This is a genomic window from Hyphomonas jannaschiana VP2, assembly GCF_000685215.1.
Taxonomy (GTDB): domain Bacteria; phylum Pseudomonadota; class Alphaproteobacteria; order Caulobacterales; family Hyphomonadaceae; genus Hyphomonas; species Hyphomonas jannaschiana.
This window is the reverse complement of sequence record NZ_ARYJ01000005.1, coordinates 178,352-195,772: the sequence shown is the minus strand read 5'-3', so window position 1 is coordinate 195,772 and position 17,421 is coordinate 178,352. Positions and strand designations below refer to the sequence as shown.

The following is a 17,421-nucleotide window of genomic DNA, read 5'->3' as shown; positions in this document are numbered from 1 at the left end:
TCCTATTGCAGGGTTCCATCGCCGGAACCAGCAGAATCCATTGTCAGGATGGTGATCAGCATGTCCGCACGGTCTTTCAGGGTCGGCGCTTCCAGCAGGGCCTGCTTTTCCATGACGGAAAACGGACTGCCGGCCGCGAGCGCCTGTACCAGCGACCCGACCGGCGCGACCTCAACCGCCTGCCAGTCAGCCTTCATGTCGTGGCTGCTGACATATTTGCGCAGCGCCGCGACGAGATCTTCCCGGGACGGCAGGCCAATCTCCGAATCCGGGCGCAAATCATTCGCATAAGGGGCCCAGTTGGGACGCACCTGTCGGTAGGGCGTCCGGACGTTGAGTTCCTCCAGCACACGGAACCGGGCGATGCCCGCCAGTGTGATCAGGTACCGCCCGTCATCGGTCTCCGCATAGGAGGTGATACGGCCCGCACAGCCAACACCGATCAAATCCGGCTTCTCCCGCGTACCGCCAATGCTCTGGATCATGCCGATCAGCCTGTTCCCGGCCATCGCATCATCGACCATGTTCAGGTAGCGCGGCTCGAAAATGTTCAGTGGCAGGTGCCATTGCGGGAACAGTACAACGCCCGGCAGCGGGAACACGGTCAGCGTGTCCGGCAACTGATCCACCGAATGATAGGTTGCGATGCTCATTCTGCCTCCGGAGCGTCGTTGCCCCCCTCGCATCATGGCATTATGCGGGAGGCAGCCGCCTCAGGCAAACATCAGCGAAGCGAGACGCCGGCGGCCTTCCACCGTGACCGGATCCGTTGCGCCGGCCGCTTCAAAGATCTGAAGCAGCTTTTCCTTCGCCTTGCCCTCTTCCCAGTCCATTTTGGAGCCGAGAATGATCAGCAGGTGGTCGACCGCATCGCCATAACGCTGGGCGGCTGCATATTTCTCTGCAAGTTCAAACCGTTTGGCGTGATCGTCGGGCGCAGCCATGACGGCGTTCAGCAGCTCGTCGAACTCATCCGCCTCCGGCGCATCCTCCATCATGTCGATGGCCATGCGCACACCTTTGACGGCCGTGTCGTGCTTCTTGTCTTCCGGGACCAGTTTGAGCGTCTCGTTCGCCCGCTCCTTGTCGCCATTGGCGAGATAGCAGCGTGCAAGACCGGCAATCGCCGTCACGTTTTCCGGATCGTGCTGGATCACGGCAGCATAGATCTGCGCCGCGGTGGCAACATCACCTGCCTGGCTGGCGGCCTCAGCCTGCGCAAGGGCGTCGGCGATTTCCTTGGCGGAATCGGTGCCCGACACGAGCTTCTCGATAAAGCTGCGCACCTGGCCTTCCGGCAGCGCACCCATGAAGGCATCGACAGGCCGGCCCTTGTCGAAGGCATAAACCGCCGGAATGGAGCGCACGCCGAGCTGGCCGGCATAGGCCGGGTTCTCGTCGATATTGATCTTCACGAGCTTCACCGCACCATTATGGCTTTCGACGACTTTCTCGATTACCGGGCCGAGCTGTCGGCACGGGCCGCACCAGGGCGCCCAGAAGTCGACAATCACGGGTTGGGTGTTCGACGCCTCGACCACATCAGTCATGAACTCTTGGTCGGTCGTGTCTTTCGTGTGCAGGGCGCTTGCATCAGCCATGGCTGGGGTTCCTTCAAATTCTGGCCGGAAGATGGGCGTTCAGGCCGTGTTTCGCAAGCGGAACCACAGACACGGCTGCGTGTTCATCTGCGGTCAGGCCTTGCGCCTTGCCGGGAGTGAAGCTGAATGGCGGCCAACGAAAAGCGGCCAAAATACCTTGTTCCCGCCCTGTTTAGGCAGGGTTCAGGCGACTAGATGTAAGCGCAAGGTCACGAAAAGGAGACCCGTTCGATGAAGACCAAACTCGCCACCCTGGTTGCCGCTGCCGCTCTCGCCGCCGCGCCCCTCGCACTGGCGCGTCAGGGCACCCCCGAAACGGCCCCCACACAGATCACCGCCACCCCGGCAAGCATGAGCGCCGAACAGCGCACGGCCCTGCTGAAAGACATCGCCGCTTCCATGGAGTCGGTGAAAACCGCTTCCGGCCGGTTCGACCAGCTGTCGCCGGACTTCTCCTCCGCCAGTGGCAGCTTCGCCATTTCCCGCCCCGGCAAAGTGCGGTTCGACTATGACGCCCCCTCCCCGCTCCTGATCGTCGCCAATGGCACGACCGTGGCGATGCAGGACTCAGAGCTGGAAACGACGGACCGCGTGCCGCTGGGCTCCACGCCGCTGGCCCTGTTGCTGGACGACGACCTCGACTTCGAAACCGAAGCCGAAATCGTCGATGTCACCAAAGAGGGCGAGCATGTCGAAGTGACCCTTCGCGATCCGGACGGCGAAATGGATGGCACGCTCACCCTGATCTTCGACGGCCCGCAGCATGATCTGACCGGCTGGCGCACGCTCGACAGTGGCGGGAACCTTACAGAGGTGATGCTGCACGATGTGGAGACCGGAAAGAAAATCAATCCGCGCCTCTTCATCGTCAAGGACTTCGACGACGAGTAGCGTAGCAGCTGCAACAGGTTGCAGAATCAGGCGCCCCGGGAGCACTCGCTTCCGGGGCGAATGTTATGGTGTGACACTCAAGCACTTAACACATATTTTACTTGAAAATTTCGGCCGTAGTGACATCTTTGCAACTGTCGACACACGGCAAACCCCGCGCAGCACCCGACCCCCCCGCTGTGAACCACCGTGTTGTCGCCGCCGGAGCCTTCCCCTCCCGGCGAGACGTTGGAAACCGCGTCAGGCGCGCCCGAACTCCCCCGCGTTCGGGCGCGTTGACGTTTCAGGGAACAGTGCTACGCAACGGCATGCCAAAACCACTCAAAATCGTCAGCTGGAACATCAACTCGGTTCGCCTGCGCGCCCCGAACATCGAGGCCTTTGTCGCGCAGGAAAATCCTGACGTGATCTGCCTGCAGGAAACCAAGTGCCAGGACGGGGAATTCCCTGAGAAGGCCTTCAACGAGATGGGGCTGAAGCACCTCGTCCTGAACGGCCAGAAAGGCGGCCATCATGGCGTCGCCATCGCCTCGCGCCTGCCGCTGGAACGGATTGACGCGCCCGACCTCTGCCGCGAAGGCCATTCGCGCGTGATCGCGGCGAAAGTTGCCGGCATCGAGATCCACAATATCTACCTGCCCGCCGGCGGGGACGAGCCGGACCCGGTGAAGAACGACAAGTTCGCCCACAAGCTCGACTTCCTCGAAAAGCTGGGGCCTGCCTACAAGAAACAATCGAAGACGCCGCGCGTGCTTGTGGGAGACCTCAACGTCGCCCCGCATGAAAACGATGTCTGGTCGCACAAACAGCTTCTGAAGATCGTCTCTCACACCCCTGAAGAGACAGAGCGTCTGGAAGACTCCCGCAACATGGCGAAGTTTGCCGACATTGCCCGCCTCGCCGTACCGGAGGACCAGAAGCTCTACACCTGGTGGAGTTACCGCGCGAAGGACTGGGCCGCCTCGAACCGCGGCCGGCGGCTCGACCATATCTGGGTCAATCCCGCCGGCCTGCCGGATACGCTGGTCGACAGCTACAGGATTCACCTTGGCTGGCGCGGCGGCTGGAAACCGTCCGATCACGCACCGGTCAGTGTGCAGATCAAGGCCGGATGATCACGGCTGCAGGCGGTATCCGCCTGCATCGGTCAGCAGCAGGCGGGCATGGGCCGGGTCCGGCTCGACCTTCTGGCGCAGGCGATAGATGTGCGTCTCCAGCGTGTGCGTGGTGACGGCGGCATTATAGCCCCAGACTTCCGCCAGCAGCTCATCCCGCGCTACCGGTTTGCCGCCCGCCCGGTAGAGATATTTCAGGATGTTGGTTTCCTTCTCCGTCAGGCGGATCTTCTTGTCGTCATCCGTCACCAGCAATTTCATCGCCGGCCGGAACTCGTAAGGACCGACCTTGAATGTGGCGTCCTCGGACTGTTCGAAACTGCGCAGATGCGCGCGGACACGGGCCAGCAGCACGGAGAATTTGAATGGCTTGGTCACATAGTCATTGGCGCCGGATTCGAGGCCCAGGATCGTATCGGCATCCCCGTCCTGTCCGGTCAGCATGATGACCGGCGCGCGCACGCCCTTCTGCCGCATGATCTTGCAGGCCTCGCGGCCATCCATGTCCGGCATGTCGACATCCAGCAGGACAAGATCGATCCGCTGGGTGGTGGCAGCCTCGATGCCTTCATTGGCATTGGCGGCCTGAATCGTTTCGAAACTGTCGTGCAGCTCGAATTGCTCCGCCAGCGCCTCGCGAAGGTCTTCATCGTCGTCCACCAGAAGGACCGTTTTCTTGGCCGCCATGCGACTCTCCTGTGCAAAGTGAGTGCTGCATTTATTCATATCGCTTCACGATGCCATATGAATGTAACGCACGCTTGTTCACAAGAGCGGGAGGTCTCCGTGAGCCGGGCCGCCTGATGGCTGACAACGATCCGTCCGGGTTCGCTTATTTGGCGAAGAGACGGGACATGTCGGCAAAGGCCTTGATCTCGATCGCATTGCCGGACGGATCGGTGAAGAACATGGTCGCCTGCTCACCGGGCTCGCCCTTGAAGCGGATATGGGGCTCGATCAGGAAATCGACTTCACCTTTCAACCGGTCGGCCATTTCCTGCCAGTCTTCCATTGAGAGGACGATGCCGAAATGCCGGACAGGGACATTCTTGCCGTCGACCGCATTGGTTTTCGGCCCCGCGCATTCCTCCGGCGCGAGATGGGCGACGATCTGGTGGCCGAGAAAGTCGAAATCGACCCATTCGTCCGAGCTGCGCCCTTCCGGGCAGCCCAGCAGGCTTCCATAGAAATCGCGCGCGGCCTGAAGGTCATGAACCGGGAAGGCAAGGTGGAAGGGGGAAATCGTCATGGCGGGTCGTCTCCGGGCATCATCTCGATGCATTTACACGCCCGACCATTGCCACGACACGCGGCACAATCAACTCCTGCTCCGCCGCATTGCCCACGCAAGCTTGTCAGGGCGCACAGCTCCTGTTCAAACTTGCCACCGGCAAAGCAGGATTCCCGGACAGGACAGGACGCATTGATGAGCGCAGATTTCATTGCCCATGCAGATGGCCGCTTTCTTCTCGCAGGCCGTGAAACCCGTTGCAGTGTGGGGCGCAGCGGCGTTGTGGCGGCCGAAGAGAAACGGGAAGGCGATGGCTTCTCGCCAGCGGGCACCTGGCCCATGCGGCGTGTCTTCTATCGGCCGGACAGGCTGGAGGCGCCAAAGACCCTACTGCCGCTGATTGCGCTGACGCCAGAAGATGGCTGGTGCGATGCGCCGGACGACCCGCTCTACAATCGCTGGGTCAAGCTTCCTTATGCCGCCAGCCATGAGAAGCTCTGGATGGAAGACCATGTCTACGATGTGATCGTCGAGCTCGGCTATAATGACGATCCGCCTGTGCCACCACTGGGCAGCGCGATCTTCCTGCACCTCGCCCGGCCGGACTGGGGGCCGACCGCCGGCTGTATCGCGGTGACGCTGGAAGACATGCTGGAAATCCTGCGGCTGTCAGCGCGCGGGTCAGAGATCCAGATCCAGCTCTAGATCAGGGATAATCGCGCGGACCGAACAGGGCCGAGCCCACGCGGACATGGGTGGAGCCGAACCGGGCGGCCGTCACATAATCCGAACTCATGCCCATGGAGAGGACCGGCAGGCCCGCTTCCTTCGCCAGCTTGGCGAGTAGGGCAAAGTGCGGCCCGGCCGGTTCATCCACCGGCGGAATGCACATCAGGCCCTGAACATCGAGGCCGCGATCACGCGCATACTGTAGCAGCTGCTTCAGTTCAGACGGAATCACACCGGCCTTTTGCGGCTCTTCACCCGTGTTCACCTGGATCAGGACGGGCAGGGCGCGCCCCACTTTTTCCATCGCCTTCGCCAGCGCATCGGCAAGCTTCGGCCGGTCCAGCGTTTCGATCACGTCGAACAGGCGCACCGCCAGCTCTGCCTTGTTGGTCTGCAGCGGCCCGATCAGGTGTAGTTCCAGGTCCGGATAGGCCGAACGGCGCCCGGCCCAGCGGGCTTCGGCCTCCTGAACCCGGTTCTCGCCAAAGACTCGCTGGCCCGTGGCAAGGATCTCCTCGATCGCCTCATCAGGCTGGGTTTTCGTCACCGCGACCAGTTGCGGCGGCGGGGAGGCCGCATCGGAAAGTTCGGCCAGCACCGCGTCGCGGCGCTTGGCAATGGAGAGCGTGTCGGTATCAGTCATCACGATGATGCAGGAAGACCGAAACCGCGCCGAACGCAAGCTCCGCACCGCCGCACGTATCGCGGGGCGGCACCTGCCGGGTTTCCTGCCGCCGGTTCTGTACCTGACAGATCCGGCGCGGACGCCCGACCCGGTGGTCACCGCTAGTCGGTTATCGTCATGCCATGGTCTGGTTTATCGCCATTATGGTCAGCCGAAGCACGATATAGTCGCGGCAAGTCTGGCGGAGGTCTGCCGGAAACGGCACGTAGCCTTCCTCATCGCGAATGATCCAAAACTCGCCATGGAAGTCGGCGCAGACGGCGTTCACTGGCCATTTTCGGAACGGGCGAGGGCGCGCAGATGGCGGCGCCGGTTTGCCCTGATGACCAGCAGCGCCCACACGCCGGATCAATTGCGGATACTACAGGATGCGGGCATCGACGCGGCATTGCTCTCGACCGCATTTCCCTCCACCAGCCCCAGCGCCCGCAAACCGCTCGGCCCGCTCCGCTTCCGCAATCTGGCCCGCACCTCGGAGCTACCGGTCTACGCGCTCGGCGGGTTAAATGCCTATACGGCAGGGCAGGTCGCACCTGTTGCAGGTATTGCAGCAATAGAAGGAATAGAGGCCGTGTTCGGCCCCGGCCGCAGCCTTAGAACTTGAAGGCCGACTTCAGCCGGACACCGGTCTCGACGTCCCGGTCTTCCCAGGTCGACACGGCATTCAGATCGTCAGCGCCAACACTGACTTCACCGCCAACAGAAAAGCGCGGGGTGATTTTGAAAGTGGCACCAGCCTGCATTTCCTGACGCGGAAGCGGTGAAATATTCGCCGAAGGACGCGACAGCTTATCGATCCGGAATTCCCAGCGGTCACTTCCGGAGAACTGCATCGAAACATCTTCGGAGGGTTCGGCCTGCCAGACAGGACGTGCCTCAATCGGCTTGGAAACAGCAAACTGGCGATACCAGTCGACCTTGCCGGCCTGGGTTTCGGAAAGCTGAGGGGCCTCGACGGTGACAGACGGCACGCGCGAATCTTCCTGCGCGGCAGCTGGCATCGCCAGAACCGTCGCGGAGATTGCACAAGTGAGCAAAAGCCCAAGCCGCATAAAATACACCTCTTCCCTGTCCGATATTAGGGGTGCCATCTCCTAAACAGAAGATTAATTATCGGACAGTCCTGATAAACTAATGCGATAGTGTGATTTCTATCACAATGCCCTCGCCTCCGAGGCGACGTGATTGGGCATATGCCCCGAAATCCAGCTGATCAGACCGGTATCCGAACGCTATGCGGGCAGAGTCCGTCACCGAGCGGGCGACTCCGGCCCTCCAGGATTCGCCTTCTGCGCCAGCCGCGTCGTCGCTCGCTTCGCCATATTCAACGCCCCAGTCCAGCCCGAACGCCGTATGGGTCAGGCCAGCCGTCCAGGCCGTATAATCACCCGACAGTCCGCTCAGGCCATTGTCACTGCTCAGCCAGCTGGCTCCGATGACCGTGTTCTTCCACTCCGTACTCGCGCCGAATGACCAGGTTTCGACCGTTCCGTAGGACACTGGCGCTGTCGGGGCAGCGTCAACATCCGCGCGGCTCCAGCCTGTAGCAGCACGTACCCGCACACCGCTTTGCCGGAAACGATGATTGAAGCTGACGCTGGCTTCCGTGGCATTGGTCAGCACGATTGCAGGGCTTCCCGGCAGGATCCGTACCGGATCGCGGTCCAGACCGCGCACATCGGCTTCTGGCGTATAGGAGAGGCCGCCCTTGAAACCGACAATCCGCGGCGTGGTCCCAGAGACTTTGGCGGCAGGGCCTGTCAGGTCATGATCGGTCCGCACAATCGCCCCGCCATCAGGATCAAGGTGCGGCGCATGCAGGGACAGGCTGGAAAACAGGGACGGTGCGCCCTGCGCAAAACGTTTGGCAACCCCTTCGTCGCGACCGAGCCGGGCTTCACCATATCCGCCTTCGACATAAATATAGGCCGTCTGCAGCATGGCCCTTGCCCCGTCTTCCTCAATCCCGGGAGACCGGGCCAGCCCGCTGAACGCCCCTGCGACAGCCAGTTCGCCGGGCGCGGGATCAGCAACAATGCCTGAAAAGCCCGCGCGGGCCGGATGATCCAGTTCGGCGTCCAGCCGGGCGGCGGCGCCCAGAACCAGACCATTGTCCAGAACCCGGTTGGTGTCGAAGCCGAGACCCAGCCGGTAGAGCACAGCTTCTTCCGCGCCGGGCGCAAACAGAAGTGCGCCGTCCTTCTCCCAGTCTGTCTCCCAGACATCCCAGTCTTCCTGCGCAATTGCTGGCAGGCAGGCAGCAGCCGAAACAAGGGCCAGAAGGAATTGGCGTTTCATCTTTTTCTCCCTCGGATCGCTGCACACATGAGCACTGGCGAGCCCAGACTCGTGTTGTTATACAAACGCCGGTCAACAAGATATTGCGCTCGGGAACTCTCCTCATGAACAAATATGTCTTCTCCGCGGCAGCCGCTGCCCTGTTTGCGCTGGTCGGATGCCAGGGTGGCAGCAAGCGCGTCAACGCAGACGCTCTCGTCACCGCGAAGAATGTCGGCACGGTGAACCCCTATCTGTGGCGCGCCTCGCTCGACACGTTCACAAACATGCCCGTTTCAAGCACCGACCCGATCGGCGGCCTGATCGTGTATGACTGGAAGAGCTTTCCGGGATCCGAAAACGAGCGCGTCAAGGCGACCGTCTATATTCTCGACACGCGACTACGCGCCGACGGTGTGAAAGTCGCCGTGTTCCGCCAGGTGAACCAGGATGGCGCCTGGGTCGATGCGCCGGTTGATCCGGAAACCGCGATCCAGCTTGAAAACGCGATCCTTGACCGCGCGCGGAACCTGAAGAACTCGCAACTCGGCTAGAAGCCGGTCTGATCAGACAAAAATCAGGGGGAGAGGCCAATGGCCACCCGGTACGATCCGCAAGCTGCGGAGCAGAAATGGCGTGAAGCCTGGAAAAAGGCGGACCTCTTCAGGGCAAAATCGCCTAAGGAAGCGGGCGACGCCCCGAAAGCCTACGTGCTGGAGATGTTCCCCTATCCGTCGGGCCGGCTGCATATGGGCCATGTCCGCAACTATGCGATGGGCGACGTTGTTGCGCGGCATAAGCGGGCCAAAGGTTACAACGTGCTGCATCCGATGGGCTGGGACGCCTTCGGCATGCCGGCAGAGAACGCCGCAATGGAAAAGAACGTCCATCCGGGCAAATGGACCTATCAGAACATCGACGCCATGAAGGCCCAGTTCGCAAAGCTCGGCTTGTCGCTGGACTGGAGCCGGGAGTTCGCGACCTGCGATCCGGAATATTACGGCGCGCAGCAAGCATTGTTCCTGAAGATGCTGGACAAGGGCCTGATCTACCGGAAAGCCTCCAAGGTGAACTGGGACCCGGTCGATAACACGGTGCTGGCGAACGAGCAGGTGATCGACGGACGCGGCTGGCGCTCCGGCGCGCTCGTCGAGCAGCGCGAGCTGACTCAGTGGTTCTTCAAGATCACCGAATATGCCGAAGATCTGCTGGAAGAAGTTCACAAGCTGGAGCGCTGGCCTGAGAAGGTGCGCACCATGCAGGCGAACTGGATCGGCCGGTCTGAAGGCCTGCAGATGCGGTTTGAGTGGGACAGCGCTGCACCGGCCAATTTCGATGACGGCATCGAGATTTTCACGACCCGCCCGGACACGCTGTTCGGGGCGAGCTTCATCGCCCTGTCCCCGGACCATCCGCTGACAATTCAGCTGGCTGAGAACTCCGAGCAGCTGAAAGCCTTCCGCGGGAAATGCGCCCAGGTCGGCACCAGCGAGGAAGCCATCGAGAAGGCCGAGAAGCTGGGCTTCGATACGGGCCTGACCGTCAAGCACCCATTTGTGGACGGAAAGACACTTCCGGTCTGGGTCGCAAACTTTGTGCTGATGGGTTACGGCACCGGCGCCATTTTCGGCTGTCCGGCGCATGACCAGAGGGACATCGAATTCGCCCGCAAGTTCGGACTGAGTGTCACGCCGGTTGTGCTGCCTCCGGGCGCCGACCGGGCGAGCTTCACCGTTGAGGACGAGGCGTATACTGGCCCCGGCTCCATCTTCAATTCCGGCTTCCTGGACGGCCTCGGCATTGATGACGCCAAACGCACAGCGATTGAGCGGATTGAAGGCATGGGCCTCGGCGCCGGCACGGTGAATTATCGCCTGCGCGACTGGGGCGTCTCTCGCCAGCGCTATTGGGGGTGCCCCATCCCGATCGTGCATTGTGACAGCTGCGGTGTAGTTCCGGTTCCGGAAAGCGACCTGCCCGTCCGCCTGCCGGACGATGTGACGTTCGACCAGCCGGGCAATCCGCTGGACCGGCACGCGACCTGGAAACATGTCGACTGCCCGAAATGCGGCAAGCCCGCCCGGCGCGAAACCGATACGCTGGACACGTTCGTGGATTCGTCATGGTACTACGCCCGCTTTGCCAGCCCGGATGATCTGGAAGAGCGCGCCTACTGGCTGCCCGTCGACCAGTATGTCGGCGGCATCGAGCACGCCGTCCTGCACCTGCTCTATTCCCGTTTCTTCTCGCGTGCGATGCGGGACATCGGTGAACTGGACCTGCCGAGCGGCGAGCCTTTCGCCGGCCTGTTCACGCAAGGCATGGTTACGCACGAGACCTACAAGTCCGCTTCCGGACAATGGCTGCAGCCATCGGAAGTCGAGCTGGAAGGTGACACCTGGATCGAAAAGGCTACCGGCGGCCTCGTTACGCCTGGCCCGATCGAGAAAATGTCGAAATCTAAGAAGAACACGGTCGATCCGGATGCGATCATTGCCGAGTTTGGTGCAGATGTCGCCCGCTGGTTCGTCCTGTCCGACTCTCCTCCGGAACGCGACGTGGAGTGGACACAGGCTGGCGTCGAAGGCTCAGCCCGCTTCGCCCAGCGCCTGTGGAGCGTGTTCGACGCGCTCGGAGATATGGAGAAAGCGGACCCGGCTGACGACGCCGCTTCGCTTACAGTCCGCAAGGCAAGCCACAAGGCTGTCGTTGCCATCGACAAGGCGATTGAGGAGTTCCGCTTCAACTCGGCTGTTGCCAGCATCCATGAGTGGGTGAGCGTGCTCAAGAAGGCGGAATCCAGCGGTGAGGCTGTCGGAGCACGGTTCGAAGGGGCCTCCATGCTGGCACGCTGCCTGACCCCGTTCATGCCACACCTGGCTGAGGCGTGCTGGGAACGGATCGGTGGAGACGGCTTTGTATCTGCTGCGCCGTGGCCGGTCGCCGACAAGGCGCTGACAGAGGACGTCTCCGTGACCATGGCCGTTCAGGTCAACGGGAAACGCCGGGGTGAGATCACGGTGCCGAAGGGGGAAACCAACGAGGCGGTGGAAGCCGTCGCGCATGCCCTGCCAGAAGTGGTGTCGTTCATCGAAGGCAAGACCGTGAAGAAAACCATTGTCGTGCCGGGCCGCATCGTGAATATCGTGGTGGCATGAAACGCTTCCTGATCGCGCTCGCTCTCGTCCTGCCGGCTTGCGGCTTCCAGCCTGTCTATGCACCCAGCGGCAGCGCGTCCTTTGCTGCAGGCAATATTACGGTGAAGGAAATTCCCGGCCGGTCCGGTTACAAGCTGCGGCGCGCGCTTCAGCAGGAACTTGCCGCCGGGCTCCCAAACCTCGACGACTCTGCTGTGCTTGAAGTTACGCTCAAGGACCAACTCATCCGCCTGCAGTTCAAGCCGGATGGCGCAGCATCGCGTTCATCCTACACGGCCAAGGCGACCTATGCGCTGAGGGGTGAAAATATCACTGTGGAAGGTCAATCCGATGCGGAGACCAGCTTCTCCGTACCGAACGAACCCTATGGGGACATATCAGCCCAGACCAATGCATCCGACCGCGTGATGCGCGTGCTGGCGAGCCGGATTGTCGATGATTTGCGGCTTCAGCTCGCGACACAAGACTGATGCTTCTACAGGGCAAAAAAGCAGCATCCTTTGCCCGCAAGCCCGATCCTCAATTCTGGGCCGTGCTTGCCTTTGGTGAGGACGAAGGGCTCGCCAGTGACAATGGCCAGCTCCTGATCTCTGCCTGGGCTGGAAAAGCCAATCACGCAGATGTCACCCTGCTGGATGATGATGCCATCCGGAAGGAACCGGTACTTCTGTTCGATGCGCTTGAGGCCGTGTCTCTGCTTGGCGACCCGCGTGTCGTACGGGTGCGGACCAGCGGCGACAAGATCGCCAAACTCCTGATCGACGCCATCGAAGAAGGTGACAAGAGCGAAGGCCGTTTCAGCGCGCACCTGTTGATCGAAACCGGCAGTCTGCAGAAAAAGTCCAAGCTTCGCAGCGCCGTCGAAGCCGCAAAACGAACCGCGGGCCTCCAGTTCTTCGCCGATGAAAGCGTCGACATCGAACAACGTGTCAAACAGGCTCTGAAGGAATCCGGTGTCGATATTGGACCGGATGCCCTGCGCCTGTTCGTGGGCGACCTGCCCGGCCACCGGCTTGCAGCAAATGCAGAAATCGAGAAGCTGGCACTCTACGCCATGGGGCTGGATCGCGCGGTATCGGAGGCCGATGTCCGCGCCTTGTGCGCAACCGAATTCGAACAGACCCTGTCGACCGCAATATCCGCCACGCTGAACGGCCATCCGGCTGCAGCAAATGCCGCTTTCGACAAGCTCGCTATGGCTGGAACAGCCGGCATCAGCGTGCTGCGCTCTCTTCAGTTTGAAGTCCGGCGCATGCTGGATGCGCATGTCCGGATCGAGGAAGGACAGGCGAGCCCCAACATGAAGTTGCGTCCGCCGGTCTGGCAGAGTGAGTGGCCAGCCTACCGGGCCCGGCTGAGCAAATGGCCTGTGCGGCGGCTGACCCGTGTCCTTGAGCGGATCTATGATGCCGAAGCCCAGGCCAAGCAGGCAGGTGGCAGCACAGACGCTGTAGTCCGTATGCTGATGAATGATCTGGCGAGAGCGGCCGAAGCCGCCCGCTGACAATCACGGCTTCCGGCGTGTCAGCCGGCGGCACACATCGTCCAACTGTTCCAGGTCGCGATACTTGATCCGCAATTCACCGCCATTCTTGCCGTGGCGAATATCCACCTGCAGGCCGAGCTGTCGCATCAGATCTGCTTCCAGCGCTTCGGTGTCGACATCCTTTTCAGGCGCCTTGGACCTGGTCGAAGCACTTGCAACGCCATCACCTTCGCGCGCGCCCTTTACCAGAGCCTCGACTTCCCGAACGCTCAGGCCCCGTTCGGCCGCCATTTCGATCACGGCTTCAGGATCTGACGCACCAAGAGCTGCCCGGGCGTGGCCGGCCGTCACCTTGCCTGCCCTCACATATGCGCGGGCCGCTTCTGGCAGCTGCAAGAGACGAAGCGTGTTCGTGATGTGCACACGGCTTTTGCCGACACTGCTGGCGAGGCTTTCCTGCGTCCGGCCAAACCGGTTCATCAGCGCCTCATAGGCTTCCGCCTCTTCGATCGGGTTCAGGTCAGCGCGCTGAACGTTCTCGATGATGCCGACTTCGAGCAATTCCAGCTCGTTCAGATCTCGCACAACAGCAGGAATGGAATCCAGACCCGCCAGGCGGGCGGCCCGCCAGCGGCGTTCACCCGCGATGATCTGGTACTTCCCCGGTTCCTTCGGATCTGGCCGGACAAGAATTGCCTGGAGCACGCCTTTGCTGCGGATGGAATCTGCGAGTTCCTGTAGCGCCGCATCATCGAATGTGCGGCGAGGCTGGTCTGGGTTACGCCGGATGTCCTTGATCGAAAGCTCGTTCACACCATTGGCTGCCGGTGCTGTGCCCGGCTCCGGCTTTGCTGGCGTGGACGCTTCCACCTCTCCGATGAGGGCTGAGAGACCCCGGCCCAGGCGGCTTGGCTTTTGTTTGGGTTCGTTCGCCATCCCGATCAGGCCGCCCGTGCCTTCTCGCGCTGGAGCACTTCCGAGGCCAGTCGGATGTACGCCTCGCTGCCCGGACAACGGTAATCATAAAGAAGCGCTGGCTTACCGAAGGACGGCGCCTCAGACAGACGCACATTGCGCGGAATTACCGTATTGTAGACCTTGTTGCCAAAGAAGGCGCGGACTTCATCGGCGACCTGGTCGGACAGATTGTTCCGGCGATCATACATGGTGAGCACAACGCCCTGGATTTCCAGATTCGGGTTCAGCCCCTGGCGGACAACATCCACCGTGCGCAACAGCTGGCTGAGGCCTTCCAGCGCGAGGAACTCACACTGCAACGGAACCAGCAGCGCATCGGCGGCCGTCATGGCATTCATCGTCAGTGCCGACAGTGACGGCGGGCAATCAATGAGAATGTAATCGTAACGCGGCAGACCCTGTTCTTCTGCGCGGTCGACATAGTTGTGGAGCGCCTCGCGCAGACGGTAAGACCGGTGCGGGTCTGCGGCCAGTTCCGTCTCGACGCCTGACAGGTTCTCATCCCCCGGAACAATGTCCAGGCGAGGAACGATGGTCGACAGAACCGCCTGCTCCAGCGGCAAACGGTCCACGACAATGTCGTAGGACGTGGTTGCACGGTCTGTCCGCTCGATTCCAAGGCCGGTTGACGCATTGCCCTGTGCGTCGAAGTCGACGATGAGCACCCGGCGTCCGACGGCGGCGAGCGCTGTCCCGAGATTGATGGAAGTTGTAGTTTTACCGACGCCACCCTTTTGGTTCACGACGGCAAAGATTCTGGGCCTAATGCCTGCCACCTCGTAGCTCCCTGACAATCAGAATTGTACCTGACCCACCAACCCGGCTTGGAATCGCCTCATAAGCGAAGTTCCATGTTTGGCTGGCCTCCGTCAATTCTTCTTTCCAGCGTTCGCCCTTGAGGAAAAGCCCTGTTGCACCCTGTTTCAGCCAGGGCGCCGCATAGTCGAGCAGTTTCGGAAGCGGCGCAAAAGCGCGTGCGGTGACATAATCTGCAGACACTGGCCCGACAGATTCCACCCGTTCCTGGCGGACTGTGGCACTCAAACCCGCCGCTTCGATAGCCGCACGCAAGAAAGCGCACTTCTTGCCGACGCTCTCGATCATGGTCACATGGCCCCCTGGCCGGGCTGCCGCGATGATCAGACCCGGAAACCCCGCGCCTGAGCCAAGATCCACGACCCTTGCGTCATTGGGAAGATGATCCAGAAGCTGGAAACAATCGGCGACATGGCGCGTCCAGATCGCAGGCCATTCGCGTGGCCCGATCAGATTGCTCCGCTTTCGCCAGACATCCAGCGTATCGATGATCCGGTCGAGCCGCTCCAGTGTTTCACGTGAAACATCCTCAGCGGCCAGAAAGGCCGCACGATCCTGATTTACCATGACTTAGCCTGTCTTCCGGCGGCGCTTCACATGACCAAGCAATGCCGTCAAAGCACCCGGAGTGACCCCTTCGATGCGGGACGCCTGGCCAAGCGTGGCCGGGCGGATGGATTCCAGTTTCTGACGGACCTCATTGGAAAGTCCACCAATAGCCGCATAATTGATTTCATCCGGAATCTGCAACGCCTCATCGCGGCGAAGGGCTTCGACATCGCCGGCCTGCCGTTCGATATATCCGGAATAGAGCGCCTCGATTTCCAATTGCGCCGCGATGGCCGGATCAATGTCCGAAAGTTCCGGCCAGACCTTCGATAAGGTCTCGAGTGAGATGTCCTTGTATCCGAGATACTCCCAGGCGGTCCGGACGCGGCCATCCTGATTAACGTTCCACCCGGCCTCGCGGGCTTTTGCCGGGGACAAAGACAGGGTTTGGAGCGTTTTTCGGGATTTCGAGAGGGCCAAATGTTTCACGTGAAACATCGACATCCGTGTTTCACTCACACATCCGGCGTCTATCCCTTTTTGTGTGAGCCGCTGATCGGCATTGTCCGCGCGAAGCGCGAGGCGGTACTCCGCCCGGGATGTGAACATCCGATAGGGTTCGGTGACGCCGCGTGTGATCAGATCATCGATCAGAACGCCGATATAGGCTTCGGCCCGATCCAGAATGACCGGGTCCTTGCCGTCAGCGGCCCGCGCCGCATTCAGACCCGCCATCAGGCCCTGTGCACCGGCTTCTTCATATCCGGTCGTGCCATTGATCTGGCCCGCCAGATAAAGTCCGGGCTGAACTTTGACTTCCAAAGCCGCATTCAGAGCGCGCGGATCCACATAATCATATTCGATCGCATAGGCGTGCTGGAGAATTTTCACGCTTTCCAAACCGGGGATCGTCCGGACAAACCGCTCCTGAACGTCTTCGGGGAGCGACGTGGAAATTCCATTCGGATAAACAGTATGATCGTCGAGACCCTCTGGTTCCAGGAAGACCTGGTGACGGTCCCGGTCAGCAAACCGGTTCACCTTGTCCTCAATCGAAGGGCAGTAACGCGGGCCCCGGCCGGCAATTGCGCCGGAGTAGACGGCCGACTGTTCCATGTTCTCTTCGATGATCGCGTGGGTCTCCGGCGTAGTCCACGTGATGCCGCACGAGATCTGGGGTACTTCGATCCGGTCTGTCAGATAAGAGAAGGGCACTGGCTCATCATCGGCCGGCTGTATTTCCAGCCGATCCCAGGCGATGGTACGGCCATCGAGCCGGGCAGGTGTGCCGGTTTTCAGCCGGCCCATTGGCAGGTCCATGGTGTAGAGCCGGTCCGAAAGGCCAATCGCCGGCGCCTCACCCACACGTCCGGCCGGAATACGCTTGGCGCCAATGTGGATCTCGCCCTTCAGGAACGTGCCGGTTGTGATCACGACCTTGGGCGCATGATATTTATCGCCGCTCAGGCCAATCACCCCGGCGACATGTCCATCCTCAATGATCAGGTCTTCGGCACCATCTTCAATGACGGTCAGGTTTTCATGGTTCAGGATCGCTTCCTGCATGGCCTGGCGATAGAGCTTCCGGTCGATCTGCGCACGCGGACCCCAGACGGCAGGTCCCTTGGACCGATTCAGCATGCGGAACTGGATTCCAGCCTTGTCGGCCAACCGCCCCATCAGACCGTCCAGGGCATCAATCTCCCGGACGAGGTGTCCCTTGCCCAGTCCGCCAATCGCCGGATTGCAGCTCATCTCACCGATGGTCGAAATCTTGTGGGTGACGAGCGCGGTTTTCGCGCCATAGCGAGCGGCTGCAGATGCAGCTTCACATCCGGCATGGCCGCCGCCGACAACAATGACATCAAAGCGGGAAGTTCCCGTCATGGCTTTGCTCACCCTGTG

The 17,421-nt window shown here is 61.1% G+C and carries 19 protein-coding genes; 8 read left to right on the top strand and 11 right to left on the bottom strand.

The genetic code is table 11. The features are described from left to right. Positions 1-2: 2 nt before the first annotated feature. Both HJA_RS09515 and trxA read right to left on the bottom strand, forming a co-directional pair. Positions 3-653: an LON peptidase substrate-binding domain-containing protein gene (locus HJA_RS09515; RefSeq protein ID WP_035581412.1), complete on the bottom strand. Its 651-nt coding sequence runs from the start codon at positions 651-653 to the stop codon at positions 3-5. Between the two features lie 60 nt (positions 654-713). Then, complete coding sequence (gene trxA, locus HJA_RS09510; RefSeq protein ID WP_035581410.1) at positions 714-1,601, bottom strand: thioredoxin; 888 nt, start codon at positions 1,599-1,601, stop codon at positions 714-716. 231 nt (positions 1,602-1,832) lie between these two features. Here trxA and HJA_RS09505 point away from each other — a divergent pair, with 231 nt between their 5' ends. Continuing rightward, positions 1,833-2,492: a LolA family protein gene (locus HJA_RS09505; protein WP_035581408.1), complete on the top strand. Its 660-nt coding sequence runs from the start codon at positions 1,833-1,835 to the stop codon at positions 2,490-2,492. 308 nt (positions 2,493-2,800) lie between these two features. Further along, positions 2,801-3,607: an exodeoxyribonuclease III gene (locus HJA_RS09500; protein WP_035581406.1), complete on the top strand. Its 807-nt coding sequence runs from the start codon at positions 2,801-2,803 to the stop codon at positions 3,605-3,607. Here HJA_RS09500 and HJA_RS09495 read toward each other — a convergent pair whose 3' ends face one another. After that, the gene (locus HJA_RS09495) at positions 3,608-4,294 is read right to left on the bottom strand and encodes a response regulator transcription factor (protein WP_035581403.1); all 687 of its coding nucleotides are present in this window, start codon (positions 4,292-4,294) and stop codon (positions 3,608-3,610) included. It abuts the gene before it with no gap. Between the two features lie 145 nt (positions 4,295-4,439). Beyond that, positions 4,440-4,856, bottom strand: coding sequence for a VOC family protein (locus HJA_RS09490; RefSeq protein ID WP_035581401.1), 417 nt, complete (start codon positions 4,854-4,856; stop codon positions 4,440-4,442). 177 nt (positions 4,857-5,033) lie between these two features. Here HJA_RS09490 and HJA_RS09485 point away from each other — a divergent pair, with 177 nt between their 5' ends. Beyond that, a complete protein-coding gene (locus HJA_RS09485; protein WP_035581399.1) occupies positions 5,034-5,543 on the top strand; it encodes a L,D-transpeptidase family protein in 510 nt (169 codons plus the stop codon). Between the two features lies 1 nt (position 5,544). Here the strand turns inward: HJA_RS09485 and HJA_RS09480 are convergent, their stop codons facing one another. Next, a complete protein-coding gene (locus tag HJA_RS09480; RefSeq protein ID WP_035581397.1) occupies positions 5,545-6,210 on the bottom strand; it encodes a YggS family pyridoxal phosphate-dependent enzyme in 666 nt (221 codons plus the stop codon). On the opposite strand from HJA_RS09480, the gene HJA_RS09475 reads away from it, so the two are divergent. After that, positions 6,194-6,856 (top strand): thiamine phosphate synthase, encoded by a 663-nt coding sequence (locus HJA_RS09475; protein ID WP_162177046.1) that lies wholly within the window; start codon positions 6,194-6,196, stop codon positions 6,854-6,856. The genes HJA_RS09480 and HJA_RS09475 overlap by 17 nt on opposite strands. Here the strand turns inward: HJA_RS09475 and HJA_RS09470 are convergent. Continuing rightward, complete coding sequence (locus HJA_RS09470) at positions 6,846-7,304, bottom strand: NtrZ family periplasmic regulatory protein (protein ID WP_035581395.1); 459 nt, start codon at positions 7,302-7,304, stop codon at positions 6,846-6,848. The two genes, HJA_RS09475 and HJA_RS09470, sit on opposite strands and share 11 nt — an antisense overlap. Before the next feature lie 79 nt (positions 7,305-7,383). Beyond that, positions 7,384-8,550 carry a porin gene (locus tag HJA_RS09465; protein ID WP_035581394.1) on the bottom strand — a complete coding sequence of 389 codons (1,167 nt, stop codon included), beginning with the start codon at positions 8,548-8,550 and terminating at the stop codon, positions 7,384-7,386. 104 nt (positions 8,551-8,654) lie between these two features. Here HJA_RS09465 and HJA_RS09460 point away from each other — a divergent pair, with 104 nt between their 5' ends. Genes HJA_RS09460 through holA form a run of 4 tightly spaced genes read left to right on the top strand, consistent with a single transcriptional unit; the run spans position 8,655 to position 13,191 of the window. After that, on the top strand, positions 8,655-9,083 hold the full coding sequence (locus tag HJA_RS09460) for a DUF3576 domain-containing protein (protein WP_035581392.1): 429 nt from the start codon (positions 8,655-8,657) through the stop codon (positions 9,081-9,083). A 39-nt stretch (positions 9,084-9,122) separates the two neighbouring features. Further along, the gene (leuS, locus tag HJA_RS09455) at positions 9,123-11,687 is read left to right on the top strand and encodes a leucine--tRNA ligase (protein ID WP_035581390.1); all 2,565 of its coding nucleotides are present in this window, start codon (positions 9,123-9,125) and stop codon (positions 11,685-11,687) included. Next, positions 11,684-12,157: an LPS assembly lipoprotein LptE gene (lptE, locus tag HJA_RS09450; protein WP_035581388.1), complete on the top strand. Its 474-nt coding sequence runs from the start codon at positions 11,684-11,686 to the stop codon at positions 12,155-12,157. The genes leuS and lptE overlap by 4 nt, the downstream gene beginning before the upstream one ends. Next, positions 12,157-13,191: a DNA polymerase III subunit delta gene (gene holA, locus HJA_RS09445; RefSeq protein ID WP_035581386.1), complete on the top strand. Its 1,035-nt coding sequence runs from the start codon at positions 12,157-12,159 to the stop codon at positions 13,189-13,191. The genes lptE and holA overlap by 1 nt, the downstream gene beginning before the upstream one ends. Positions 13,192-13,194: 3 nt before the next feature. On the opposite strand, the gene HJA_RS09440 is transcribed toward holA, so the two are convergent. Genes HJA_RS09440 through mnmG form a run of 4 tightly spaced genes read right to left on the bottom strand, consistent with a single transcriptional unit; the run spans position 13,195 to position 17,403 of the window. Continuing rightward, positions 13,195-14,109, bottom strand: a complete 915-nt coding sequence (locus HJA_RS09440; RefSeq protein WP_035581383.1) for a ParB/RepB/Spo0J family partition protein — start codon at positions 14,107-14,109, stop codon at positions 13,195-13,197. Positions 14,110-14,114: 5 nt separating this feature from the next. Beyond that, complete coding sequence (locus tag HJA_RS09435; protein ID WP_034767098.1) at positions 14,115-14,918, bottom strand: ParA family protein; 804 nt, start codon at positions 14,916-14,918, stop codon at positions 14,115-14,117. Continuing rightward, the gene (rsmG, locus tag HJA_RS09430) at positions 14,914-15,534 is read right to left on the bottom strand and encodes a 16S rRNA (guanine(527)-N(7))-methyltransferase RsmG (RefSeq protein WP_051597551.1); all 621 of its coding nucleotides are present in this window, start codon (positions 15,532-15,534) and stop codon (positions 14,914-14,916) included. Before rsmG ends, HJA_RS09435 begins: the two co-directional genes overlap by 5 nt. 3 nt (positions 15,535-15,537) lie before the next feature. Further along, positions 15,538-17,403 (bottom strand): tRNA uridine-5-carboxymethylaminomethyl(34) synthesis enzyme MnmG, encoded by a 1,866-nt coding sequence (mnmG, locus tag HJA_RS09425; protein WP_035581381.1) that lies wholly within the window; start codon positions 17,401-17,403, stop codon positions 15,538-15,540. Positions 17,404-17,421: the final 18 nt, after the last annotated feature.